This window comes from Psychrobacter pasteurii, from assembly GCF_900162815.1.
Lineage (GTDB): Bacteria > Pseudomonadota > Gammaproteobacteria > Pseudomonadales > Moraxellaceae > Psychrobacter > Psychrobacter pasteurii.
Genome location: NZ_FUGD01000224.1, coordinates 1 through 235, shown reverse-complemented (window position 1 = coordinate 235; position 235 = coordinate 1). Strand labels below are relative to the sequence as shown.

At 43.8% G+C, this 235-nt stretch carries 1 pseudogene; it reads right to left on the bottom strand.

What is annotated here, in order from left to right:
• Window positions 1–235: pseudogene (locus A1232T_RS13655) on the bottom strand (IS3 family transposase); the annotation flags it as partial.

Genomic DNA, 235 nt, shown 5'->3' with positions numbered 1-235 from the left:
GCTCGCTGATGGGCTTTGGCTGATAGTACAGACTTGAGCGGTTGATACCGAGTAATTCACATTGCTTACGAACACTAAAATCCTTGTTATCAGGTTCTAACAGTTGTTTACGAGTGCTTAGGGTAGCTGTGAGGACTTTTTTTTAAGCCAGTCTCTTTCGCTGATGACTTGCCCTAGTTGCCTATGTAATTCATCGATAATAGCTTGCTGGGCTTGTTCGTTGGCTTGCTGTTTG